At 69.4% G+C, this 22,033-nt stretch carries 24 protein-coding genes; 12 read left to right on the forward strand and 12 right to left on the reverse strand.

What is annotated here, in order from left to right; genetic code table 11:
- Positions 1-133 precede the first annotated feature (133 nt).
- From ABZ319_RS21135 to ABZ319_RS21155, 5 genes are all read right to left on the reverse strand, one after another.
- A complete protein-coding gene (locus ABZ319_RS21135; protein WP_354988156.1) occupies positions 134-1,051 on the reverse strand; it encodes a DUF5926 family protein in 918 nt (305 codons plus the stop codon).
- A 135-nt stretch (positions 1,052-1,186) separates the two neighbouring features.
- Positions 1,187-1,945 carry a TMEM165/GDT1 family protein gene (locus ABZ319_RS21140; RefSeq protein WP_354988157.1) on the reverse strand — a complete coding sequence of 253 codons (759 nt, stop codon included), beginning with the start codon at positions 1,943-1,945 and terminating at the stop codon, positions 1,187-1,189.
- A gap of 303 nt (positions 1,946-2,248) precedes the next feature.
- On the reverse strand, positions 2,249-2,770 hold the full coding sequence (locus ABZ319_RS21145) for a peptidase (protein ID WP_354988158.1): 522 nt from the start codon (positions 2,768-2,770) through the stop codon (positions 2,249-2,251).
- A 240-nt stretch (positions 2,771-3,010) separates the two neighbouring features.
- A complete protein-coding gene (locus ABZ319_RS21150) occupies positions 3,011-3,634 on the reverse strand; it encodes a superoxide dismutase (protein ID WP_354988159.1) in 624 nt (207 codons plus the stop codon).
- A gap of 250 nt (positions 3,635-3,884) precedes the next feature.
- Positions 3,885-4,496 carry a hypothetical protein gene (locus ABZ319_RS21155; RefSeq protein WP_354988160.1) on the reverse strand — a complete coding sequence of 204 codons (612 nt, stop codon included), beginning with the start codon at positions 4,494-4,496 and terminating at the stop codon, positions 3,885-3,887.
- Between the two features lie 324 nt (positions 4,497-4,820).
- Here ABZ319_RS21155 and ABZ319_RS21160 point away from each other — a divergent pair, with 324 nt between their 5' ends.
- The 3 genes from ABZ319_RS21160 to ABZ319_RS21170 are packed head-to-tail and all read left to right on the forward strand — an operon-like array spanning position 4,821 to position 7,096.
- Positions 4,821-5,192 carry a rhodanese-like domain-containing protein gene (locus ABZ319_RS21160; protein WP_354988161.1) on the forward strand — a complete coding sequence of 124 codons (372 nt, stop codon included), beginning with the start codon at positions 4,821-4,823 and terminating at the stop codon, positions 5,190-5,192.
- A gap of 18 nt (positions 5,193-5,210) precedes the next feature.
- Entirely contained in the window at positions 5,211-6,332 is a 1,122-nt protein-coding gene (locus tag ABZ319_RS21165; RefSeq protein WP_354988162.1) for a DUF4328 domain-containing protein, read from the forward strand.
- Positions 6,329-7,096 (forward strand): glycerophosphodiester phosphodiesterase, encoded by a 768-nt coding sequence (locus ABZ319_RS21170; RefSeq protein WP_354988163.1) that lies wholly within the window; start codon positions 6,329-6,331, stop codon positions 7,094-7,096. Before ABZ319_RS21165 ends, ABZ319_RS21170 begins: the two co-directional genes overlap by 4 nt.
- On the opposite strand, the gene ABZ319_RS21175 is transcribed toward ABZ319_RS21170, so the two are convergent.
- Positions 7,093-7,767, reverse strand: a complete 675-nt coding sequence (locus ABZ319_RS21175) for a TetR/AcrR family transcriptional regulator (RefSeq protein WP_354988164.1) — start codon at positions 7,765-7,767, stop codon at positions 7,093-7,095. The two genes, ABZ319_RS21170 and ABZ319_RS21175, sit on opposite strands and share 4 nt — an antisense overlap.
- A 28-nt stretch (positions 7,768-7,795) precedes the next feature.
- On the reverse strand, positions 7,796-8,707 hold the full coding sequence (locus ABZ319_RS21180) for an SDR family NAD(P)-dependent oxidoreductase (protein WP_354988165.1): 912 nt from the start codon (positions 8,705-8,707) through the stop codon (positions 7,796-7,798).
- 162 nt (positions 8,708-8,869) lie between these two features.
- On the opposite strand from ABZ319_RS21180, the gene ABZ319_RS21185 reads away from it, so the two are divergent.
- Positions 8,870-9,637, forward strand: a complete 768-nt coding sequence (locus ABZ319_RS21185; RefSeq protein ID WP_354988166.1) for an SDR family NAD(P)-dependent oxidoreductase — start codon at positions 8,870-8,872, stop codon at positions 9,635-9,637.
- 96 nt (positions 9,638-9,733) lie between these two features.
- Here the strand turns inward: ABZ319_RS21185 and ABZ319_RS21190 are convergent, their stop codons facing one another.
- The 3 genes from ABZ319_RS21190 to ABZ319_RS21200 all read right to left on the reverse strand — a co-directional run bounded on the left by ABZ319_RS21190 (position 9,734) and on the right by ABZ319_RS21200 (position 13,880).
- Positions 9,734-9,934, reverse strand: a complete 201-nt coding sequence (locus tag ABZ319_RS21190; protein ID WP_354988167.1) for a cold shock domain-containing protein — start codon at positions 9,932-9,934, stop codon at positions 9,734-9,736.
- Positions 9,935-10,278: 344 nt separating this feature from the next.
- Positions 10,279-12,234 carry a molecular chaperone HtpG gene (gene htpG / locus ABZ319_RS21195; protein ID WP_354988168.1) on the reverse strand — a complete coding sequence of 652 codons (1,956 nt, stop codon included), beginning with the start codon at positions 12,232-12,234 and terminating at the stop codon, positions 10,279-10,281.
- Positions 12,231-13,880: a TM0106 family RecB-like putative nuclease gene (locus tag ABZ319_RS21200; protein ID WP_354988169.1), complete on the reverse strand. Its 1,650-nt coding sequence runs from the start codon at positions 13,878-13,880 to the stop codon at positions 12,231-12,233. Before ABZ319_RS21200 ends, htpG begins: the two co-directional genes overlap by 4 nt.
- 231 nt (positions 13,881-14,111) lie before the next feature.
- Here ABZ319_RS21200 and ABZ319_RS21205 point away from each other — a divergent pair, with 231 nt between their 5' ends.
- From ABZ319_RS21205 to ABZ319_RS21235, 7 genes are all read left to right on the forward strand, one after another.
- Positions 14,112-14,747: a DUF6474 family protein gene (locus ABZ319_RS21205; RefSeq protein ID WP_354988170.1), complete on the forward strand. Its 636-nt coding sequence runs from the start codon at positions 14,112-14,114 to the stop codon at positions 14,745-14,747.
- A gap of 88 nt (positions 14,748-14,835) precedes the next feature.
- Positions 14,836-15,354, forward strand: a complete 519-nt coding sequence (locus ABZ319_RS21210) for a hypothetical protein (RefSeq protein WP_354988171.1) — start codon at positions 14,836-14,838, stop codon at positions 15,352-15,354.
- 48 nt (positions 15,355-15,402) lie between these two features.
- Positions 15,403-16,050: a YcnI family protein gene (locus tag ABZ319_RS21215; protein ID WP_354988172.1), complete on the forward strand. Its 648-nt coding sequence runs from the start codon at positions 15,403-15,405 to the stop codon at positions 16,048-16,050.
- Entirely contained in the window at positions 16,047-16,580 is a 534-nt protein-coding gene (locus tag ABZ319_RS21220) for a copper resistance CopC family protein (RefSeq protein ID WP_354988173.1), read from the forward strand. The genes ABZ319_RS21215 and ABZ319_RS21220 overlap by 4 nt, the downstream gene beginning before the upstream one ends.
- Before the next feature lie 40 nt (positions 16,581-16,620).
- Positions 16,621-17,556 (forward strand): CopD family protein, encoded by a 936-nt coding sequence (locus ABZ319_RS21225; RefSeq protein ID WP_354988174.1) that lies wholly within the window; start codon positions 16,621-16,623, stop codon positions 17,554-17,556.
- Between the two features lie 77 nt (positions 17,557-17,633).
- Positions 17,634-18,095, forward strand: a complete 462-nt coding sequence (locus tag ABZ319_RS21230; protein ID WP_354988175.1) for an SRPBCC family protein — start codon at positions 17,634-17,636, stop codon at positions 18,093-18,095.
- A 209-nt stretch (positions 18,096-18,304) separates the two neighbouring features.
- Complete coding sequence (locus tag ABZ319_RS21235) at positions 18,305-18,787, forward strand: DUF1707 and DUF4190 domain-containing protein (RefSeq protein ID WP_354988176.1); 483 nt, start codon at positions 18,305-18,307, stop codon at positions 18,785-18,787.
- Here ABZ319_RS21235 and ABZ319_RS21240 read toward each other — a convergent pair.
- A complete protein-coding gene (locus ABZ319_RS21240) occupies positions 18,756-21,008 on the reverse strand; it encodes a serine/threonine-protein kinase (RefSeq protein ID WP_354988177.1) in 2,253 nt (750 codons plus the stop codon). The genes ABZ319_RS21235 and ABZ319_RS21240 overlap by 32 nt on opposite strands.
- A 162-nt stretch (positions 21,009-21,170) precedes the next feature.
- On the opposite strand from ABZ319_RS21240, the gene rraA reads away from it, so the two are divergent.
- Positions 21,171-21,674 (forward strand): ribonuclease E activity regulator RraA, encoded by a 504-nt coding sequence (rraA, locus tag ABZ319_RS21245; RefSeq protein ID WP_354988178.1) that lies wholly within the window; start codon positions 21,171-21,173, stop codon positions 21,672-21,674.
- A gap of 68 nt (positions 21,675-21,742) precedes the next feature.
- On the opposite strand, the gene ABZ319_RS21250 is transcribed toward rraA, so the two are convergent.
- Positions 21,743-21,964, reverse strand: coding sequence for an RNA-binding S4 domain-containing protein (locus ABZ319_RS21250; protein ID WP_354988179.1), 222 nt, complete (start codon positions 21,962-21,964; stop codon positions 21,743-21,745).
- Positions 21,965-22,033 lie beyond the last annotated feature (69 nt).

A 22,033-nucleotide genomic window follows, 5' to 3' on the forward strand; every position in this document is an offset into this window, starting at 1 on the left:
TCTCCACAATCCCACCAACACTCTTTCCCTCCCCGACGCTCTTCCGATCTGGTGGTCGCAACCAACCGGCAAACGGCCCGGAGATCGCCCGCTCAGCACCCGGATCCGGGTGCGGCGGACCGATGCGCGAGAATCAGCGCAGCGTCACCTGGCGCGAGCGCAGACCGTCGCGGGAGCGGCGCTCCTCGGAGGTGAGCGGCTCGGTGTTCGCCAGCGCCGCGATCAGGCGCGCGCCGAACTCGCGAGCGGCGGGCTCCCACTCGGTGGCGTGCTTCTCCGGGTCCAGGTCGAAGACCGGCACCAGCAGGCCGTGCGTGCGGAACGAACCCGCGAACCGCGAATCCTCGCCCAGATGCAGCTCGCCGGCCGCATGCAGCCGCGCCAGCGCCAGCATCAGCTGATCCTCGTCCTCGGGCCGCACCCAGCGCAGATGCGCCTTCTCGCCCGCGTCCACCCACCAGGCCGCGCCGACGGCGTCCGCACCCAGGTTCAGGCGCGCCGAGGGCATGATCGCCTGGTTCGCCTGCTCGATGGTGGCGGCCACCTGCTTGTCCGGGGTGACGCCCTCGGGGACCCACCAGTTGAAGTCCTGGTGCACGGTCAGGTCCAGCGCGGCGCCCGGATCCAGGACGTCGGTCAGCGTCGGCGCGCCGTCCACGCTCGCGGCGGCCAGCGACTCGCCCGGCTCCGCGGACTGGGTCCACAGGATCGCGGTGGCCAGATCGCTCGCCGGGTTGTCCGACTGGAACTGCACCTGCGTGCCGACGAATCCGAGCGGCTCGTCGCCCGCCCGCACCAATGCGGCAACCGCCCCCGGCAGCACCGTCGCGAGGGTCACCGCGCGCTCGGCCGCGACCCCCGGCGCCAGCTTCAGCGTGGCGGTAGCCGACGGCACGAATTCCCGTAGCGCGACCAGATCGCACTCCGCGGCCAGACCCTCGAACGGCCGCGTGACCGCCTGCGAAGCCTGCTCCTGCTCGGCCCGGCGCGCGGCCAGCTTCTGCGCGCGGTTGCTGTCCGGCTTGGGACTGTTGCGCTTGCTCTTACCCATGACGCGGAAGGGTAGCAGGGCGGAGATTATTTCCTTGCGTTGACCTGCCTGTTTAGGCTTTCCAACGGCTCTCGGGCACAGCGCTGTTCAGCGTTTCCGGACATCCATCGCAGTACGGGCGGCCGCTCGAGGTGATCAGTGCGCGTCCGGCGGAGACGCCTGCGCCGAGGACCGCGGAAGCGCCTCGGCGTCCGGGTGGTGCACGTGCCGCTCGCCGGAACCCGCGCGACGGCGCAGCGCCAGCAGCACCGCGCCCGCCGCCAGCGGCAGCAGGGCGCCGGCCGCGACCATCGCGACCGTCCCCAGGCCCGGGGCGACGGTACCCAGCAGGGTCGTCGCGCCGAAGTACAGGAACAGCAGACCCGAGCAGACGGCGATCGTGCGTTCGGGCACGTGCTTGCCGACGGTGACGCCGACGAGGATGGCCAGTCCGCCCGCGGCGACCATGCCCAGCACCGAGCCGATCCACACCGCCACCCAGCCGTTGTTGGTGGCCAGGGCCATCGTCGCGAACATCGTGCGGTCGCCGAGCTCGGCGAGCAGGAACGCGGACAGCACCACGAAGAAGGCCGAGCGCGACGCCGGCAGCTGGGCCTCGTCCTCCGCCTCGTCGTCGTCCTCCCGGCCGGGCAGGGTCTCACGCAGGGTCCACAGGCCGACGCCGATCAGGATGGCCGCCGCGAACAAGGAGATGATCTCGGTGGGCAGGGCTGCGCCGAGGAAGTGGCCGACGCCGACGGCGATGAGGTTGACCAGGACGCTGGCCACGGTGATCGCGCTCAGCACCACCCACCAGCGGTAGCGCAGCGCGAAGGTCAGGGCCATCAACTGCGATTTGTCGCCGAGTTCGGCGAGGAACAGCACGCCGAATGTCAGCAAAATCGTGGTGATCACATCAGCTCCCAGGGTTTCCGGCCTGTCGGCTGAAGATGCGCGGGCGCTTCAGCCGACGCCGCACCGTGTATCGGTTTGGTTCTCGTCGGCCGAAGGTCTCGCCCACCGGGCGCCGGACAGGGCGCTGACGGTTCACGCAGCCGGATCCGCGCGGGACCAGTATGTCGACTACGCGATTGGGGGCTACTCCCCTTCGCTGCCGGAGACTTTACCCCGGCAAACCCGGCAGACGCAAACATCTATCGCCGAAATCGCAATGCGCGCAATAAGTTTGGGAACACTGCCGGGTGGTTTCGGGTACCCTCACGCCGCCAGCAGCATGGCCAGAACCGCGGTGTCGGGATCACTGATCGGATCCACCCCGACCCGGCTCACCATGGAGGTGACCGTGCCGTCGGTGTCGGTCTCCACCCACGCGGCCCGATGCTCGAGGCCCAGATGCGGCAGTCCCGGCAGCAGCAGGCAACCCGAGGCTGCGCCCAGGCATTCGGGCAGCGAGGGCCGGGTTTCGCGCGGCGGATGCAACATGATCAGGGCCGGCGGCACATGCTGGGCGAACCGGCCCGGCAGCAGTGCCTCCTGCCCGAGCACGGTGCCCTCGGCGATGACGAGCCCGACCATGTCCGGATCCGGATCCTCGGGGAGTTCCTCGCGGGCCCCGAACACGGTGGTGGTCGGCAGCAGTCCGGGCAGGCTGGCCACCCGCACGGCCAGGACCAGAACCTGCGCCCATTCCTTGGTGGAGTCCGGCCAGCGGCCCGAAATCACGAATCCGCGTAGCGACCCACGCGATTGAAACGGCAGTACACCGATCTGTTCGCTCATTACGCCCTCCCGAAGTGCGGAAATACGGGGGCGGCCCTGCCCGTCCTGGTTGTGGATTCAGAGAATGCCCCGGAATCGGACTGGCACACAAGTACCAAAGAGTGCTAGCAGACGAACGGCCCGGCGAACATCGCGCCGTTCAGGGGCCGGAAACAGCAGTAGGCCCGCGAACCGGGGTGGGTTCGCGGGCCTACCGAGCCGGGCGTGTCACGGAGCGTGAACTCCGCGATGCGTGCGATCTCAGCCGAAGATCAGGCCCTTGCCCTGGTTGACGGCGCGACCGAAGCGGTCCTGCACCTCTTCCCAGTTCACGACGTTCCAGAACGCCTTGACGTAATCGGCCTTGACGTTCTTGTACTGCAGGTAGAAGGCGTGCTCCCACATGTCCAGGCCGAGCAGCGGGATGATGCCGAGCGGCACGTTGCCCTGCTGATCGGTGAGCTGGAAGGTGAGCAGCTTGCCGGCCAGGGTGTCGTAGCCCAGCCACGCCCAGCCCGAGCCCTGCAGGCCGTTGGCGGCCGCGGAGAACTGCGCGACGAACTTGTCGAACGAACCGAACTGGTCGTCGATCGCGGCGCCCAGGTCGCCGACCGGCTTGTCGCCGCCGTCCTTGGACAGGCTCTTCCACCAGATGGAGTGGTTGACGTGGCCGCCCAGGTGGAAGGCCAGGTTCTTCTCGTTCAGGAAAATGGCCGCGTGGTCGCCGGACTCGCGCGCGGCTTCCAGCTTCTCGACGGCGGCGTTGGCGCCCGCGACGTAGGCCGCGTGGTGCTTGGTGTGGTGGATCTCGTTGATCTGCCCGGAGATGAAAGGCTCCAGGGCGCTGTAGTCGTAATCCAGTTCTGGCAGCGTGTACTCGGCCACGATGTCCCTTCCTCAGTGCTCAGTGTCGTCGGCTGTGTGCCCTCGGCCCGTGCCGCGGCGCACCCAACCATCATTCGTACACCCGCTCCCGTGCAACCGGGCCGCGTGCCCCCACATTCCAGCGCTTACCCAGTTTTCCCAACCTATGGACACAGGCTGATCTCAACCCGGCCGGGCGCGGGCCCGAACATGCGGAAGGGCCGCCCGGCGCCTGACCCGGTGCGGCCCGTTCGATTCGAGGAATCCGAAGTTACAGCGGCGGAACGATATTCGGCCGCATGGTGCGCGGATCGCCCGCCGAGTGCGCCTTCCACCAGCGCACCCCGCCCGCGACGAACTCCTCGAGCGGAATCTCCTTGCCCGCCTTGTCCTGCACGCTGATGCCGTCGAACCACACCCGCATATCGAGCTCGCGGGGGTCGATGCCCTCCTCCTGGGAGAACTCGAGCATGTGCGCGGCCGAGCGGTCGGACAGCACGGTGTCGAAGCTGAGCAGTTTGCGCCACTGCGTCCAGGCGTTGTCGTCGAGGTCGAAGAACTCCCAGCCGTGCAGTGCGCCGCCGCCGAAGCTGCTGACCGCGTCGTGCAGGCCGTCCAGCGCGAGCGGGAGCACCACCGGATCCAGGTCGTCCCAGCGCTGCCTGCGCAGGGAGGCCGCGACGCGGCTGACCCCGGACAGGATCAGGAAGACGTCGCAGTCCGTCGGCGGCGGGCCGTCGGCGGGCAGGGTCAGCACGTCGAGCTCCAGGCGCAGCTCGGCGGCTGCGGTGTCGACCTCCACGCCGAGGCAGGTCGCCTCGGAGAGAGCGGTGTTGAGTCCGGAAATGTCCACGCCGTCGAGTAGCCCCCTGCTCACAGTCATAGCGTCAGGCTACCGATCTTGCGTTGTCCGTCAGAGGATTTCCGATTATTGGTAGTGTTGTCGGGTTTTTTCGCCGCGGCCACGCGCGCAACCCGAGCTATCCACAACCCGGCTGTGGATCAGCCTGTGGATTATGTGGATAACTACAAGTGAGATATGCACAGACCCACCGCAACGGGGTGGGTGACGGGCTTCCACCGGGGGAACCGACCGGCGGTTTCGTGCCGCTCGGCGAGTCGCGTGCACCCGGAATGTCGATGCGGCAGGCCGGTTCGAGGGGATAGAACTCCCCGGCTCCCCGGCACGCGTGGCAGGATCGAAACCGTGACCAGTTCCCACGTCCCCTCGGTACCGATCGATGCCGTGCCAGCGGAATTCGACGCCGCCGAGCCGTGGGCCGCCACCACCCCGCCCCCGGCCCTGCTGCTGGACGTGCGCGAGGACGATGAATGGAGCCTGGGCCACGCGCCCGGCGCCATCCACATCCCGATGGTCGACGTGCCCGCGCGGCTGGACGAATTGGACTACGACTCCGAGATCTACGTGATCTGCCGGCAGGGCGGTCGCTCGATCCAGGTTGTGCAGTATCTGACGCATGTCGGTTTCGATGCCACGAATGTCAGCGGCGGCATGGTTGCCTGGCAGCAGACGGGACGCCCGCTCACCGGCGACGGCGCCGACGCGAAGGTCTACTAGGCGCAGGATGATGGAGCGATGACAGGGGGAAATGTGGGCCAACCGCGATCAGCGGTCGTGCAGCCGTGCGCCCGCTGCGGCGCGCGCTGGGCCGTGCAGGGCAAACCGCTGCACTGGTGCCCGCGCTGCCACGGCGTGCTGCTCTCACCCGCCCCGGTCGACGCTCCGCCCGAGCGGCGCAACTACCGCTGGGTCGCCCGCCCGCCGGGCCGCAAGGCCCCGCATCCCGGGACGCCGCGCCGCACCGCACCGAATCTCGCGACCCCGCACTACACGCAGATCCCGCGCTGGGGTCTGCAGGACCGGCAGCCGCAGACCGCCGCCGAGCCCGTGCACCGGATCGACCGGCTCGTCGCGCGCCTGCCCCGCCTGCTCGTCACGACCGCCGTGGTGTTCGGCGTCGCGGCCCTGACCGAGCTGGGGCGCTACGGGATTCTGCTGCGCAATCGCCGCCGGTTGATCGAGCCGTGGCTGCTGTGGCTGTCCGACGCCGCGGTGACGGTCGCCGCGGTGACGGCGATGGTTGTAGCGCTGATCACCGCGGTGGCCGTGGTGGGCTGGCTGGCGCGCACCCGGACGAGCCTGTATGCCGCTGCGGGACGCGAGGATTCGCGGTCGCTCGCGGAACTGTTCGCGGGTTGTCTCGTGCCCGGGGTGAATCTGGTGTGGCCGGGCGTCTTCCTGACCGAGACGGTCCGGGTCGGCGCCACCGGGGCCGACGAACCGCGGCTGCTGCGCATGGTTCGGATCTGGTGGGCCGCTTGGGTTCTCAATGGCCTGCTGGTGGTCATCGCGGTGCTGTACCGCTTCGGCGATTCGCTGCAGGTGCGCGCGGACGGCGTGTTGATCACGCTGTGGACCGATGCGTTCGCGGCCGGGATCGCGGTGCTGACGCTGTGGCTGGTGCGCGGCTTCGCCGGGCGCGATCTGCGGGGGCGCGAGCTCACCGCGCAGCGCTGGCTGATCGCGACCACACCCGCCGCGCCGGTCATCGAACCGGTGCAGCCGGGATCGGCGGCCGCCGCCGGGCGCGCGCCGGCGACCGCCGTCGGCAATGATGAGGCCATCGCCGCAGAGGCGGCCGGCCCGGAGTCCACGGGGGCGCCGGAAGCCGAGCATGAGGAGGTATTGGCGAAGTGAGCCGGGCCAGTCGCGCGCCGTTCGTGGTCGCGCACCGGGGGGCGTCGGCGGCGCGACCCGAACACACCCTCGCCGCATACGAACTCGCCTTGCAGGAGGGCGCCGACGGCGTCGAATGCGATGTGCGACTGACCAAGGACGGTCAGCTGGTCTGCGTGCACGACCGCACCGTGGACCGGACCTCGGACGGCGTGGGCGCGGTCTCGGAGATGACCCTCGAGGAACTCGAGGCCCTGAACTTCGGCACGGCCGAGGAACCGTCCCCGGTGCTGACCCTGGCCCAGCTGATCGAGCTGGTGCTGGATTGGAAGAGCCGCCCCACCAAGCTCTTCATCGAGACGAAGCACCCGGTGCGCTTCGGCGCCCAGGTGGAGACGACGCTGCTGACCGAGTTGCAGCGCTACGGCATCGCCGCACCCGCCTCGGCCGATCATTCACGCGCGGTGGTGATCTCCTTCGCCGCCACGGCGGTGTGGCGCATCCGCCGCGCCGCGCCGCTGCTGCCGACGGTACTGCTGGGCGAGTCCTCGCTCTACCTGTCCGGCGGCGCGGCCACCACGGTCGGCGCGACCGCGATCGGCCCCTCGGTCCGCACCCTGCGCGAACACCCCGACCTGGTCGACAAGGCCGCCGCCGCGGGCCGGGCGACCTATGTCTGGACGGTCGACGATCCCGACGACGTGCAACTCTGCGCCGACCTCGGCGTGAGCTGGGTGGCGACGAACCACCCCGGCCGCACGAAAACGCTGCTTCCCGAGGCCTAGTCGGCGTTCTCGGGCGCGGGCCCGTCCGCCAGCGGGATCGTGCCGAACAGGCCGCCGCTGCGGCGTACCAGGTCCATGAGGGGCTCGCGGAGCGCGCGCAGGCCTTCCAGGTCGCCGATCGCTATCCGGTTGGTGACCATCGCGCTCAGGGCGGCGACGAGGGTCTGGCAGGCGAAGTGCTGCTGGTCGGTGTCGGCCTCGAGGATGTCGGCGACGATCGCCACGAAAGTTTCCTGGAGCTGGGTGCGGCGGGCGATGGCCTCGGGGCCGACGGCGTAGACCTCGACCAGGAACAGGCGGGCGTAGGCGGGTTCGGCGGAGAGCGCGTCGAGGTAGGCGCCCAGGACGCGTTCCATGCGGGCCGCTTCGGTCTCGCCCTCGATCTCCAGGCCGGTGACGGCGAGCATGCCGGTGAGCAGGAGTTCCACCGCGCGCTCGTAGGCGGCCTCGAAACAGTCCTCCTTGGAACGGAACTGCTCGTAGAAGGTTTCGCGGGACACGCCCGCGCGTTTGATGACCGCGGCGACCGGGGTGCCGACGTAGCCGTTCTCCGCCATCGCCTCGGCCATGGCCAGCAGGATCCGGTCGCGCTGAGCGGCGACCACGATCTCCCGGGGCAGACCGTGGCGGCCGCGGGGCAGCTGGCGGGCGGTGACAGCCGATTCGGGCATGCGGTGAACTCCGTTGGGCCGGGACGGGTTAGGCGAACTTCCCCATTCTGCTCGGTCGGGCGGGCTGTTCGGTGGTGAAACCGACCTGTTCGGTGCGAGCTATGTCGAGACCGGACGCGACGCCGTGGCGCAGAGCGTAGTCGATCACCCGCTGACCTATGCCGCGGAACTCCAGCACCACGCCCACCCAGTAGGGCGAGACCACGCGGCGGGCGCGGCGGGCCAGGGCGCGTTCCATGGCGTCGATGGCGGGGCCGAGCGGGGCGATGCCGGACACCGTCGAGCGGCCCAGAATGCTGTGCGCGGCATGGGTTCCGAAGCCGCGGCTGGTCATGTCGGTGTCGAGTTCGGCGAAGTAGGCGAGGCCGACCTTCGCGCCGGTGTGCCGCATTTCTATGCGCAGGGTGTTGCCGAGCGCCTCGACCGCGGCCTTGGAGGCGCTGTAGGCGCCGGCCAGGGGTAGGTGGACCGCGGCGGCCAGCGAGGTGACGATCAGGACGTAGCCGTCGCGGTGCGCGAGGTGGGGGCCCGCGGCGCGCAGCGTGTAGTAGAGCCCGAGCACGTTGACGGTGAGGGTCTGTTCCAGCACCTCCGGATCGCCGCCGAGCAGGGACATCTGGCGGGCGATGCCGGCGTTGGCGACGACCGCGTCGAGGCCGCCGAGTTCGGCGGTGAGGGAGTTGACCACGCGCTCCACCTGCGCGGGATCGCCGATGTCGCAGTAGCGCCAGGGCGCGTCGCCGCAGTCGGCGGCGACCTCGGCCAGCAGCGCCTCCTCGATGCCGAGCAGGGCAACGCGTGCGCCGTGCGCGTGCAGCTGGCGGGCCAGCGCGGCGCCGATGCCGCGCGCTCCGCCGGTGATCAGGATCCGTTTGCCGGCCACGCGCGGGACGGAGCGACGGAAACCACGGCGCTGACGTGGGGGTTGACCGGCGTTCATGCAGCGACAGTAGCACTCGGCGAACAGTCATGTTCGCAAACTGACGGGTACGGGCGAACCCGTACATACCCGGCCCCCCTCGAGGCCGGTGCACCGCCCCACTATGGTGCCTATTGACGGAAGGCCAGTGAGAGGGCCGTCCACGTTCGAGAGGACCACCCCGTGGAGATTTCGGGATCTGCCGCCATTGTCACCGGAGGCGCTTCGGGCCTGGGCGCGGCCACGGCCAAGCGCCTGGCCGACGCCGGCGCCACCGTGTTCGGCCTGGACCTGGCCCAGTCGATCGAGCGCGCGGGCGACAGCGTCCCGGCCGGGATCACCCTCATCCCGACCGACGTCACCTCCGGTGACGAGGTGGCCGCCGCGGTCGCCACCGTCGTGGAATCCGGTGTGCCGCTGCGCATCGTGGTCAACTGCGCCGGCGTCGGCTGGGCCGGGCGCATCCTGTCCAAGAACGGCCCGCACGATCTGGAGCTGTTCCGCACGGTCATCACCGTGAACCTGCTGGGCACCTTCAACGTCATGCGCCTGGCCGCGGACGCGATCTCCAAGACCGAGCCGGTCGACGAGTACGGCTCGCGCGGCGTGGTCATCAACACCGCCTCGGTCGCGGCGTTCGAGGGCCAGATCGGGCAGATCGCCTACTCCGCCTCCAAGGGCGGCGTCGCCGGCATGACCATCCCGGCCGCGCGCGACCTGGCGCAGTTCGGCATCCGCGTCAACACCATCGCCCCCGGCATCATCGACACCCCGATGCTCGCCGGTGTCACCGAGGAGTACCGCAAGGGCCTCGAGGCCGGCGTTCCGTTCCCGTCGCGCCTGGGCCGCCCGGACGAGTACGCGCAGCTGGCGCAGTACATCACCGAGCACGACTACCTGAACGGCGAGACCATCCGCATGGATGGCGCGCTGCGCATGGCTCCGCGCTAGGGGCGAACAACACAAGGCCCGCACCGGAACACGGTGCGGGCCTTGTTATTTCACGAGCTCGGCCGACGCGGAGGCTTCAGCGCCTGACCGGAATTCTCAGTGGGCTTTGACGGCCGCGGCCTGCGGGCCCTTCTTGCCTTCGGTGATCTCGAAGCTCACGGCCTGGCCCTCTTCGAGCTGGCGGTAGCCGTTGCCTTCGATCTCGGAGTAGTGAACGAACACATCGGGGCCGTCCTCGCGGGCGATGAAGCCGTAGCCCTTCTCCGCGTTGAACCACTTGACGGTGCCCTGAACCATAACTTTCTCCTGCTGGATGTTGCATCGGCCGCCGCGGTCACGGTGACCGGGTCGAAATCAGAAGGCGACTTGCAGCTTGCCTGGCAAGAGAAGCGCCCGCACGATGTTCAGCGCGAGCATGTGAGACACGAACACGAAAAACTTACGACCAAGACGTTCAACGTACGCCGCGGGCGCGGGTTCCCGGAATCGGAAAAACATTGCGAGGGTCACATTTCAAACCCTCCGGCAATGACCGTTTTCCGCCGGAAACGACCGCGCTCCCCGCTGCCGAAACAGCGGGGAGCGCAGGGTGATTCAGCGAACGCACAGGTCGGAGCCTTCGGACCGCGCGTTCCCGGCGATCAGAGCGTGCGGGTCAGGCGATCCGCCAGCACCCGGGCGAACCGCGCGGGATCCTTGAGCTCGCCGCCCTCGGCCAGCACCGCGGTGCCGTACAGCAGCTCCGCGGTCTCGGCCAGTTCGGCGGGCTTGTCCGCCTCGTCCGCGACCTTGGCGTACGCGTCGCGCAGGCCCGTGACCAGCGGATGCGACGGGTTCAGCTCGAGGATGCGCTTGGTCTCGGGCAGGTCCTGACCCGAGGCCCGGTACATGCGCTCGAGCATCGGCGAGAAGTCGAACGTGTCGCCCACGATGCAGGCGGGGGACGTGGTCAGGCGAGCGGTCAAGCGGACTTGCTTGACGCTGGACCCGAGGGTCTCCCCCAGCCAGCCCAGCAGGTCGCCGAAGTCCTTCTCCTGCTGCTCGCGCAGCGCCTCGGACTCCTTCTTCTCGTCCTCGGTCTCCAGGTCGACCTCGCCCTTGGCGATGGACTGGAACGGCGTGCCGGCGAATTCCGGGGTCTGGGTGGCCCACATCTCGTCGACCGGATCGGTCAGGATGAGCACCTCGAGGCCCTTGGCCTTGAAGGCTTCCATGTGCGGCGAGTTCTCGATCTGCTCGCGCGATTCGCCGGTCATGTAGTAGATGCCGGTCTGGGTATCGGGCATGCGCTCAACGTACTGTGCGAGGGTGGTCAGCTCGTCCGCGCTGTGCGTGGAGGCGAAAGACGAGACCTTCAGGATGGTTTCGCGGTTGTCGGTGTCGGAGAGCAGGCCCTCCTTGAGAACCCGGCCGAACTCGCGCCAGAAGGTCTGGTACTTCTCCTGATCCTCGGCGGACTGCAGCGACTGCACCGTGGACAGGACCTTCTTGACCAGGCGCTTGCGAATGGCCCGAATCTGCCTGTCCTGCTGCAGGATCTCGCGCGAGACGTTCAGCGAGAGGTCCTGCGCGTCCACCACGCCCTTGACGAAGCGCAGGTACTCCGGCATGAGCTCTTCGCAGTTGTCCATGATGAACACGCGGCGCACGTACAGCTGCACCCCGCGCTTGTGCTCACGCTGGAACAGGTCGAACGGGGCGTGCGAGGGCAGGAACAGCAGGGCCTGGTACTCGAACGTGCCCTCCGCCTTCATCGGAATGATCTCCAGCGGATCGTCCCAGGCGTGCGAGACGTGCTTGTAGAACTCCCGGTACTCCTCTTCGGAGACCTCGCTCTTGGGGCGGGTCCACAGGGCCTTCTGGGAGTTCAGGGTCTGCGTCTCGGTGATGGACTTCTCGACGGCGTCCTCGCCCTCGCCGTCCATGATGGTCCGTTCCACATCCATGCGGACCGGCCAGGCGATGAAATCGGAGTACTTCTTGACGATTTCGCGGAGCTTCCACTCCTGCGTGTAGTCGAAGAGGTGATCGTCGTCGTCCGCCGGCTTCAGGTGCAGGGTGACGGTGGTGCCCTGCGGCGCCTCGGCCAGCTCCTCGATGGTGTAGGTGGGGCTGCCCGCGGCCGATTCCCAACGGGTGCCGGTGGTTTCGCCGGCCTTGCGGGTGGTGAGCGCGACCTTGTCGGCCACCATGAAGGTCGAATAGAAGCCGATGCCGAACTGGCCGATGAGTTCTTCGGCGGCGGCGGTGTCGGTCTTGTTCTCCAGCAACTGCTTGCGCATCGCGGCGGTGCCGGACTTGGCGAGGGTGCCGATGAGGTCGACAACTTCGGCACGACTCATGCCGATGCCGTTGTCGCGGACGGTGAGCACACGATTCTCGCAGTCCACCGAGAGCTCGATATGCAGGTCGGAGATGTCCGCCGACAGGTCCTTGTCGTGGAAGGTCTCCATGCGCAGCTTGTCCAGCGCGTCCGAGGCATTCGAGATCAGTTCCCGCAGGAACGTGTCCTTGTTCGAATACACCGAGTGGATCATCAGCTCCAGGAGCTGATGGGTCTCGGCCTGAAACTCCAGGTGTTCGACGTGTTCGGTCACTCCGCGATACTACGACGGCCGAAATCGGAGATGGCCGGAACCTCGGCATCGGCCCGATCGGTCATCCAGTCGCGCAGGACCTGGGTCGCCAGCACGTCGTCCTCGTTGTACTCGAGGATGCGGGTGCGCTGGGACAGGTCGGGTTCGCCGCCCTCGTAGGCCACGGCCAGGCGGTACCAGCTCATGGACGCCTCGCCGCCCGCCTCGGGATCGCGCCAGGAGAAGCCGGCCACCGGGGCGATCTTCTTCAGGCCCTTGCCGTTCGGGCAGATGAACTGCTCGGAGACGGCCTGGAACATGTCCACCCACTGCGGGCTGTCCACGAAGCGCTGGATCTCCCGCTCGGTGGGGATGCCGGGCATGCCCGCGAAACGGCGCGCGGACTCGTAGAGCCACTTGTCCTCGGCGGTGCGGGAATAGCAGTAGGCGGCAAAGGTTTTGCCGTCCGCGGCGGCCTGCGCGCGGATCTCCATGAGCCAGGACCAGAACTCGGCGAAGGAGCGGCCCTCGTCGCGGGTGGGCAGCGGATCCCAGGTGACGAAGCCGCGGTAGACGCCGTCCAGCAGCGTGCCCCACAGGTAGGCGCCGTGTTCCTGGTAGGACTCGAGGTCCACGTCCACCTCGACGTCGGCGCGGGTGACCTGGACGCGGTCCACGCGCCGGACCAGCGGCGCGCCGGTGGCCCAGGCGCGGGCGGTGACGATGGCCTCGGTGAAGGGCTCGTACTGCCAGTCGTCCGGGTCGTCGCCCTCCCAGGCGGCCAGATCGTCGATGGTCTCCACGCCGTGGCGGCGCAGCACCTCGGCGCGCGAACCGGGCGCCACCAGGCTGATATCGCGCCGGCCGACCAGCCACTGCTCACAGCTCTGCCCGCCCTCCTCGGGCGCGCGGGACCACCACGGGCACTGGCGGCATTCGGGGACCTTGGAGGGAACGGTGGGGAGCTCGCCGCGCACCACCGCGATACGGTCGGCGTAGCGGCGGTCGTAGTCGTCCAGGATCGGGCCCAGATCGTGCAGCAGGACGCGATCGAAGTGGTAGCCGATGGCGCCGCCGACCAGGGCGGGGCTGGCGTAGCCGTGCCGCTGCAGCATGCGGTACAGGTGCGCGAGGCGCTGCTGGTCGCGCGGCTGCGGACGGTTGCGGACATGCTTGTCCGGCTTGGGATTCCAGGTGTACAGCTCGGTGGTCAGCGGATGGAAGTCGGCCGGGTCGGGCTGGCGCGGGTCGGTGACCTTGTGATTGACCACGATGATCGGCACGTAGCCGCCGCGATCGGGATCCCGGCGCAGGATCTCGCAGCCGCCGCGCCGCCCGGTGTCCAGCTCCTGCGGCAGCAGCCCGCCCCAGATGCGTTCGATCCCGGCCTCCATGGCCGCCATGGTCTCGGCCGCGCGCTGGGCGGCGGTCTGCTCCGGGGCGATCACCAGCCAGCGCTCCGGATCGGCCGCAACCAGGGTGTCCCGCACCAGCATTCGATGCGCGGCCGCGGCTTCCCGCCGCTGCTGCACGCCGGCATCCTCACTGACACCGGTCAGCACCCGCGGATGGGTGGAATCCAGTAGCAGCCGGTGCCGGCAGCCGATCAACGCCCGCGCGTCCAAGAACGCGGCGCGCTCGCCATGGTCACCGATGCCCGAATACACGACAAGCAGTATGGCTTGATGTCCCGACACACCCACCCTCGCGGGTGCCGCCGCGCCGCCGGTGTGCCGGGCCGGGGGGCGCGAGACGGCTGATTTTCGCCACGAGACGGCACACGCTCGCGACGGGTTGTCGGGACGCACTAGGGTGGGCGGAAACTGTGTTTCATGGGCGGACAGGCATTTCCCCCGGCCCTGTGCTGCCATGGCGAACCAGCATGACGGAGGCCATCTATGGGGTTGTTCACCAAGCGGAAGAAGAAGGTCAGCCGGCGGGCCGAAGCCAAGGCGCTGAAGCACAAGGCCGGTATGGAGGCCAAGCTCGGTGCGCGGAACGAGCGCAAGCGCAACCGGAACGAGGCGCGCACGCAGGCCAAGGTCGCCAAGGCGGAGATCGCCAAGTTGCAGGCCGAGGAGAAGGCCGCGCTGAAGGTGGCCGCCCGGGCCGATCGCGAGCTCTTCAGCGCCGCGCAGGTGCGCAAGTACCTGGGCGTGGCGCGGATCCTGGTGCCGGTGCTCGCGCCGCTCGCCTACCGGGGCGCGACCTTCGTGCGCGGGCAGCTCGACACCCGCCGGGCCGCACAGCTCGGGGTCGGGGTGAACCAGCTCGGTGAGTTCTCGGGCCCGGGCGCGCGCCTGCAGGCGCGGGTGGCCAACGTGGAATCGACGCTGGCCGAGATCGAGAAGAAGAACCCGCAGGACAACGGGAAGTTCGTGGCCGACGTGCGCGACCGGCTGGAGAGCCTGTCCGCCGCGATCCGCACCTCCGACCAGATGCCGGTGCAGCGCCGGCGCGCGGTGCACGCCTCTATCTCGAACGAGCTCGCGGGCATCGAGACCGACGTGCTCGCCCGGCTCGGCGTGAACTGAGCCGGTTCCCGTGCGCCGCCGACGCCTCCGCCACCGGGGTCACCTCCCCGGCGGGGTCGGCGGCTGTGCCGGAACCGGCACGCACGGGGTGCGAGAACAGCGCGCGGACAGCCGATTCGGGCGCGGTGTCGTAGCGGGCGGCGCCGTGGCGGTGCTGGCGGTCGCCGCGCACGGTATCGCGGGCGGCGGCATACCCGGTTCGGCCGGGCTCACCCTGCTGATCGCGGCCGCCGCGGCGATCGGGGCGCTGGCGGCGACGCTGCGCTCCCCCGGCGCGCTGGTGGCGCTCATGGCGCTCGGCCAGCCGGTGGGCCATGTGGCGTTGAGCGGGCTCGCACACAGCGGACACGGTTCGCCCGCAAGGGAATTGGTGACCGACGGGTCGATGGCGGCGGCGCACGCGCTCGCGACCGTGGTGTTCGCGGCCCTGCTGCTGCTCGCGGAGCGGCTGTACGGGTTCGTCTCCCGAGCGGTGCGTGCCGTCCTGTCCCGGCCGCATTCGGCGCCGGTGGCGGCGGGCGGGCGCTGGGCGCGCACGGCCGCGACGGTCCGGGACGCGCGCCGTTCCGGCGCGGGTGCGCCGCGCGCGCCACCGATTACGGCGTGAACCTCTCCCACACCCCGTAATCCCTTTGTCAGAGAAGGCATATCACCCATGCATACCTCGCTTTCGCGTGCGCTCGGCACCGCGACCGTAGCCGCCGCGGGCATCACCCTGTTCGGCGCGGGCATCGCGTCCGCACACGTCACCGTCGACGCCCCCGGCGCGGCCCAGGGCGGATACACGGTCGCCACCTTCAAGGTGCCCACCGAATCCGACACCGCGTCCACCACCAAACTCACCGTGGCAGTACCGAATTTGAAGAGCGTCCGCACCGAACCCCTCGCGGGCTGGTCCGAGAAGGTCGACCGCAACGACAAGGGCGAGGCCGTCTCGGTCACCTGGGCCGTCGAACCCGGCAACGCCGGCGTGGCCCCGGGCCAGTTCCAGCGCTTCGTCATCTCGCTGGGCCCGCTCCCGAAGCAGGAGACCCTGAGCTTCGCCGCGACCCAGACCTACAGCGACGGCAAGGTCGTGAAGTGGGATCAGCAGGAGAACGCCGACGGCAGCGAGCCCGAGCATCCCGCCCCGGCCGTGCAGCTCGCGGCGAGCTCGGGCGACGGCCACGACAGCGCCGACGCCCCGGCCGCCCCCGAGGCCACCGACGACACCGCCCGCTGGCTCGGCGGCCTCGGCCTGGCCCTGGGCGCGCTCGGCGCGGCCCTGGGCCTGGGCGCCGTGATCCGGGGGCGCAGCGCATGAGCCGCAGGATCCTCGCCGGTGTCCTGACCGGCCTGCTGCTGACCGGTTTCGCCCTGCTGGGCGCGGGCACGGCGAACGCGCATTCGGCCGCCATCGGCTCCAGCCCGGAGAACGGCGCGCAGATCGACACCTCGCCCGCGCGGGTCAGCGTCACCTTCAACGAGGAACTCCAGCCGAGCTACCCGTCGATGACGGTGACCGGCCCGGACGGCAATCTCTGGTCCAAGGGCGATCCCAAGGTCGAGGGCTCCACGGTGAGCATCGAGGTCGGCGAACTGGGCCCGGCGGGCGTGTACACCATCGCCTACCGTGTCACCTCGGCCGACGGGCACGCGGTGAAGGACAAGCGCACTTTCACCCTGACCAAGGCCGGCAACGGCACACCCGGTGCGAAGGCCGGCGCCGCCGGTTCCTCGAACGGGGACGACGGCGGCGTGCCGCTGTGGGTGTTCATCGTGGGCGCGGTGGTGCTGTTCGGCGGCGGCCTGGCCTTCGCCCTGCTGGGCGGCCGGAGCAAGCGGCGTTCGTGAACCGGTTCGACCCCGCACCGATCCTCGCCCGGGACCCCGAATGAGCGGAACGTACAGCGGCGGTAGCCGATTGCGCTGGTTGCTGCTGCTGATCGTCCCGCTCGGCCTGGCCGGGGCGGGCGCGGCGTGGCTGCTCGCGGCCGGGGATCCGGTGCAGCCCGAGGCCCCGGCCCGGGTGCTCGCCGACTGCGCGGGCGCGACCGTGCTGGGAGCGGCCGCGCTGCCAAGGCTTTCCGAGCGGCTGTCGCCGCCGTGGCGGTTGCTCGCGATCGCCGCCGCGGTGTGGGCGGCCATGGAATTCGCCATGCTCGCCATGGAATCCGCCGAGGTGATGGGCCTGCCCGTGACCGAACTGGGCGCGAACCAGTTCGGCGAGTACCTCACCACGGTCAGCGGCGGGCAGATCGGCATCGCGATCCTGCTGGGCTGCGGCGCGGTCGCGGCGTACAGCGCCTTCGGTTTTCGCAGTCCCGACCGCGCGACCGCGGATCTGGTGCTGGTGTTCACCGCGGTGACGCTGGCGCTGCGGCCCATCACCGGGCACATGTCGCAGCAGGCGTTCGGGTCGGTGCTGGGCGCGGTGCACGCGCTGGCGGCCGCGGCCTGGCTCGGGGTGTTGCTGGCCCTGGCGTTGACCGTGCGCACGCGGGGGGAATGGGCGAATCTGCTGCCGCGGTATTCGCGCTGGGCGCTGCCGCTGGCGGTGACGGTGGCGCTGACCGGGCTGGTGAACGGTCTGGTCCGGGTCGGCGGCGTGGCAGAGCTGGCGACGACCGGGTACGGGCGCATCCTGCTGGCCAAGACGGCGTTGCTGCTGGCGCTGCTGGCGCTGGGCTGGTGGTGGCGGCGGACCTGGGTGCCGGTGGCCGGCGACCACCGCATGGACGCGGAGTCCTCGCTGCGCCGGGCGATTGCCGAGGTGCTGCTGATGGCGGTAGTGTTCGGCGTGGCCGCCACCCTGGCAGTGACCGCGTGAGTACCGGCCGATTCGGGTGAATGTGTCCCTCACCTCATCATCTGCGAACAGAATTAGAACACGTTACTGTCGATTACATGACAGCTGTCAAGATCGTCGCGGACTGCGCCGCCTCGGCCGAATCCGCCTATTCCTACGTCAACGACTACCGGCATCTGCCCCGGTTCATCAATGAGATCAGCGCCTTCACCCCGCTGACCGAACAGACCGAAGGCGTCGGGGCCACCTTCGACGGCACCATCTCACTCGGCCCGGTCACCCTGCATTCGACCATCGAAATCGTGCGCCACGAACCCGGATTCGCCATCGGCGTGAAATCCATCAGGGGCTTCGAGATCGAATCCACCTTCCTTTTCCAGGCCAAGGGCGATGAGTCGTGCACCATCGACGCCATCGTCGATTACCGGGTGCCCGGCGGCATCGCGGGCAAATTGCTCGGCAAGACCATCGAGCCGTTCGTGAAGCTCGCGGTGAAGAGCTCCACCAAGAATCTGGTGACCCAGGTCGCCGAATTCCACTCCGCTCGCACCTCCGCCTGACCACCCGGGGTCGTCAGAGCCGCCGACCCCCGCCCGGAGCGCTTCCGGCCCCGGCTCGCCCGGATCACCCCGCTGTACGTCTTCCGGCGCGGCACGGGCGAGGCTGAAGAGTTCCTGTGCTTCCGGTCTCGATTCCCGCGTCGAGCCCGCGCCGAGGAATACGCTCGGGGGGAGAGAGTTTCACCGCTTCGGCTTCGTTGGAGCACGCCATGCAACCTCATTGGACGGACCCGCGCTATCTGGCGGGCGACGCCGATCGGGAACGCGCGATCGACACCCTGAAGACCTGTTTCCAGGACGGTCGCATCAATGCCCAGGAACTCTCCGACCGAATAGGGCTGGCGCTCAACGCCCGGACCTTCGGCGATCTGCACGCGGTGCTGGTGCACCTGCCGGTGCCGCGACCGGCCCCGGCGCCGATGTACGTCAATCCCGTGACCTATCAACCCTTCGGGAATCGGCCGGGTGGCTATTCCCTCACCCAGGCCGCGCGCTGGAACGGCATGGGGCTCACCGCGTTCGTGCTCGGCATATTCGGATTCATCTGCGGCATCACCGCCATTCCCGCGATCGCGCTGGGCGCGGCGGCATTGAGCGTGGACGCCCAGCGCGAGGACAAGGGTTTCGCCGTCGCCGGCATCGCGGTCGGCGCGTTCTGGATCATTCTGTTCGTGCTGATGCTCCTGAACTGACCGCGCGTTCGAAGGCCCGCAGATCCGCCTCCAATTGCCGGAAAAGCCAATAGTCGCCCAGGAATCCGAGCACGCCCGCCAGGCACAGCCATTTGATCGGCCCGATGACCAGCGACACCTCGTGCGGGGTCAGGAACAGCAGACTGGTGACCACGCCGATCAGCGGAATCGCGCCCGCCACCGCGAGATAGCGGGTGCACCGCCGCCCCAGCGCCCGCAGCGCGTCCTGATCCGAGGCCGTCTCACCGTGCGTGAGCAGGCGCGGATAGAAGCAGCGGACCACGAAGAACGTCACCAGGAAGAACGGGTACGCCACCGCGATCACACCCGAAACCAGCAGCGTCGCCGTCAGATTCACCAGCGGGCCGGCGGGCAGATCGGTGAACACGATCAGCGAGACGGCGGCCACGATCGCCGAGATCACCCACCACAGGAAGGCGATGCCGGCGACGCGATCACCGTTGATCAGCGTGTCGCGGCGCGCGGCGGCCAGCTCGTCCGGATCGTAGGCGCGGCCCCGGCGCAGCCCGCGCCACACGATGAAGGCCCGGCGGCACAGATAATTGGTGACGATGATGGCCGCGGGGGTGGTGCACAGCGCCAGACCCGCGCCGACGGCCTGCAGCCTGGACTGCTCGGCGGCGGAGAACCACAGATTCCAGAGCGGGCCGTTGTGCAGGTTCGCGTACAGCATGCCGAGGAAGTCGCCGACGAAGCTGGCCGCGGTGACCAGCAGCAGCAGCGACCACGGTCCGACCTTGGCGCGCAGGCTGTTTCGCGGCGGGTCCACCAGATCGCGGGCACGCTGATCCAGGCACAGGTCCAGCTGCTGGGCCAGGGCGGCGCCGGTGCGCCAGCGGTCCTCACGCCGCGGGGCGAGACATTTCAGCAGGACGCGGCGCAGCGTCGGCGGGCAGTCCGGGGGCAGCTCGTCCAGGCGCGACCGATCCAGCTCGTGCCTGCGCAGGCGCAGCATCCGCTCGAGCGAGGACTCCGAATCCCCAGCGCGCGTCTCGTCGTCGAAAGGTCTTTCGCCGGTGAGCAATTCCCACAGCACCACCCCGAGCGCGAAGATGTCGCTGCGCCCGTCCAGATCCTCGGCGCTGTCCGGCAGCTGCGGGTGACAGGCGGCCAGCTGCTCGGGCGACATGTACGCGAGTGATCCGCCGAAATACGCCAGCGGGCTCGCGCCCGCCACGTGCAGGCTGAAACTGATGTTGAAATCCGCGAGCTTGGGCACCCCGTCCGCGGTGAGCAGGACGTTCGCGGGCTTGATGTCCCGGTGCAGCACACCGTTGTCCGCGGCGTAGTCCAGCGCGCGGGCCAGGCGGCTGCCCAGCCAGGCCACCGTCTCGGGCCAGGACATGGCGGCGACGGCGGCGCGGGTGAGCGATTCGCTCGGGGCCAGACCGCCTTTGTCGCGCATGGCCGTGTCGACCGCGTCCAGCAGCACCCGGCCGTCGCGCTCGGCGACCGGGCGCTCGCGCACCAGGCTCAGCACCTTGGACAGCGTGCCGCCGGGCAGGTACTGCATGTACATGAGTTTGAGTTCGCGCTCGACCATCAGCCGCTGATCGAAGACGCGCACGATGTTCTCGTGATCGAGCTGGGCCAGGGTCTCGGATTCGGTGCCGTGATTCTGCGACACCTTCACCGCGACCAGGCGCTGCATGGAACGCTGGCGCGCCAGGAAGACACGGGCGAACGCGCCCGCGCCCAATTCCACCAGCAGATCGAAATCGTCGACCCGGTCGCCGACCTCGATGCCGTCCAGGGACTGGCGGGCCACCGGGCGCGAGATCCAGGTGCTGCGATAGTCGCGCTCGCCCCAGGCGATCTCGGTGCCCGCGGATTCGGTCGGGAAACCGCTGTGGTCGACCGGGCGGCCGGAGCGGCGCAGCGCGTGAAACTCCTCGTACGCCAGATCCGGCGGCAGCGGGCCGTACCGCAATTCGTCGTATTCGGCGCGATAGTCGGCCAGGCGTTTGGGGAAGTCGTAGCGAATCCAGCGGTACTCGAGATCGACCTTGATCAGTTCGATCAGGCACAGCCGCCGGAACTCCGGCGCGTCGGGCAGGTACTCCCCCAGCTCCGGGGGCGTGCCGTGCGCCTCCCAGGCCGCGGCGAAACGCGCGGCCACCGCCGCCAGCAAGGAACGCGCCGCACCCACGGCATCGGATTCGATTGCCGCGTCGAGCCGTTCACCCTCCATACGAACCATGGCTACCGGTCCTCCCTCCGGTGGGCGCCACTGTGTCAAGTATGCGCTCGCCACAGGTTCGCGGAAAGCCGAATATGTCCGGCCGCGATCGGCGACGGGATCGTCGTCACACCGGGGACCCGCACACGCGACCTACGCGTTTCACCCTGCCAAGATGATCGAGTGACCCAATCGAACAGTGCATCCGACAAGAGCGTGGTGGCCACCGCGGACCTGGCCGACGAGATCGGCCCCGGCATCCGCAGCTGCGACACCCAGTTCATCCAGTTCGGCGGGCGTGAGGCCTTCGCCGGGCGCATCGTGACCATCCGCTGCTTCCAGGACAACCTCCTGGTCAAGCAGACCCTCGGCGAGCCCGGCGACGGCCGCGTGCTGGTCGTGGACGGCGGCGCGAGCGTGCACACCGCCCTGGTCGGCGACATCATCGCCGGGCGCGGCGTGGACAACGGCTGGTCCGGCGTGGTCGTCAACGGCGCGGTCCGGGACTCGGCGATCCTGCGCACCCTGGACATCGGGGTCAAGGCGCTGGGCACCAACCCGCGCAAGAGCACCCAGACCGGATCCGGCGAGAAGGACGTGGAGGTGGAGTTCGGGGGCATCACCTTCACCCCCGGCGACATGCTCTACAGCGATTCCGACGGGGTCGTCGTCCGCGCCGAGGACTGAGCTCCCCGGGGCTCACGCCGCCGGCGCCCCGCCGCCCCTGGACCCGGGCCGAAGGACACGCCCGGGATTCAGCGGGCGGTGACGCGGGCCTGATGGCCCGCGAGATGAACCACGTCGCCGTCGCGGAGCTGGCGGCCGCGGCGGAGTTCGACCTCGTCGTTGACGCGAACCAGGCCCTCGGCGATGACCGTCTTGGCCTCGGCGCCGGAATCGATGAGGTTCGCCAGCTTCAGGAATTGGCCGAGACGGATGACATCGTCTTCGATCGGCACATCGACGGGATCCGACATGGATACATCCTCACCCGTGCCGCGCGGCAGAACAAATACGGGTCCGGCAACCTGCCGGTAAGCTGTCTC

Origin of the sequence: Nocardia sp. NPDC005978 (genome assembly GCF_040614455.1) — a bacterium.
In the GTDB taxonomy this organism is placed as follows: Bacteria; Actinomycetota; Actinomycetes; order Mycobacteriales; family Mycobacteriaceae; genus Nocardia.

What these genes read in the sequence shown, in the direction of transcription:
- ABZ319_RS21135 (WP_354988156.1), bottom strand. Translation starts at nt 1,051, where the DNA reads ATGGGTAAGAGCAAGCGCAACAGTCCCAAGCCGGACAGCAACCGCGCG.
- ABZ319_RS21145 (WP_354988158.1), bottom strand. Translation starts at nt 2,770, where the DNA reads ATGAGCGAACAGATCGGTGTACTGCCGTTTCAATCGCGTGGGTCGCTA.
- ABZ319_RS21155 (WP_354988160.1), bottom strand. Translation starts at nt 4,496, where the DNA reads ATGACTGTGAGCAGGGGGCTACTCGACGGCGTGGACATTTCCGGACTC.
- ABZ319_RS21165 (WP_354988162.1), top strand. Translation starts at nt 5,211, where the DNA reads ATGACAGGGGGAAATGTGGGCCAACCGCGATCAGCGGTCGTGCAGCCG.
- ABZ319_RS21175 (WP_354988164.1), bottom strand. Translation starts at nt 7,767, where the DNA reads ATGCCCGAATCGGCTGTCACCGCCCGCCAGCTGCCCCGCGGCCGCCAC.
- ABZ319_RS21180 (WP_354988165.1), bottom strand. Translation starts at nt 8,707, where the DNA reads ATGAACGCCGGTCAACCCCCACGTCAGCGCCGTGGTTTCCGTCGCTCC.
- ABZ319_RS21190 (WP_354988167.1), bottom strand. Translation starts at nt 9,934, where the DNA reads ATGGTTCAGGGCACCGTCAAGTGGTTCAACGCGGAGAAGGGCTACGGC.
- ABZ319_RS21205 (WP_354988170.1), top strand. Translation starts at nt 14,112, where the DNA reads ATGGGGTTGTTCACCAAGCGGAAGAAGAAGGTCAGCCGGCGGGCCGAA.
- ABZ319_RS21215 (WP_354988172.1), top strand. Translation starts at nt 15,403, where the DNA reads ATGCATACCTCGCTTTCGCGTGCGCTCGGCACCGCGACCGTAGCCGCC.
- ABZ319_RS21220 (WP_354988173.1), top strand. Translation starts at nt 16,047, where the DNA reads ATGAGCCGCAGGATCCTCGCCGGTGTCCTGACCGGCCTGCTGCTGACC.
- ABZ319_RS21225 (WP_354988174.1), top strand. Translation starts at nt 16,621, where the DNA reads ATGAGCGGAACGTACAGCGGCGGTAGCCGATTGCGCTGGTTGCTGCTG.
- ABZ319_RS21230 (WP_354988175.1), top strand. Translation starts at nt 17,634, where the DNA reads ATGACAGCTGTCAAGATCGTCGCGGACTGCGCCGCCTCGGCCGAATCC.
- ABZ319_RS21235 (WP_354988176.1), top strand. Translation starts at nt 18,305, where the DNA reads ATGCAACCTCATTGGACGGACCCGCGCTATCTGGCGGGCGACGCCGAT.
- ABZ319_RS21240 (WP_354988177.1), bottom strand. Translation starts at nt 21,008, where the DNA reads ATGGTTCGTATGGAGGGTGAACGGCTCGACGCGGCAATCGAATCCGAT.
- ABZ319_RS21250 (WP_354988179.1), bottom strand. Translation starts at nt 21,964, where the DNA reads ATGTCGGATCCCGTCGATGTGCCGATCGAAGACGATGTCATCCGTCTC.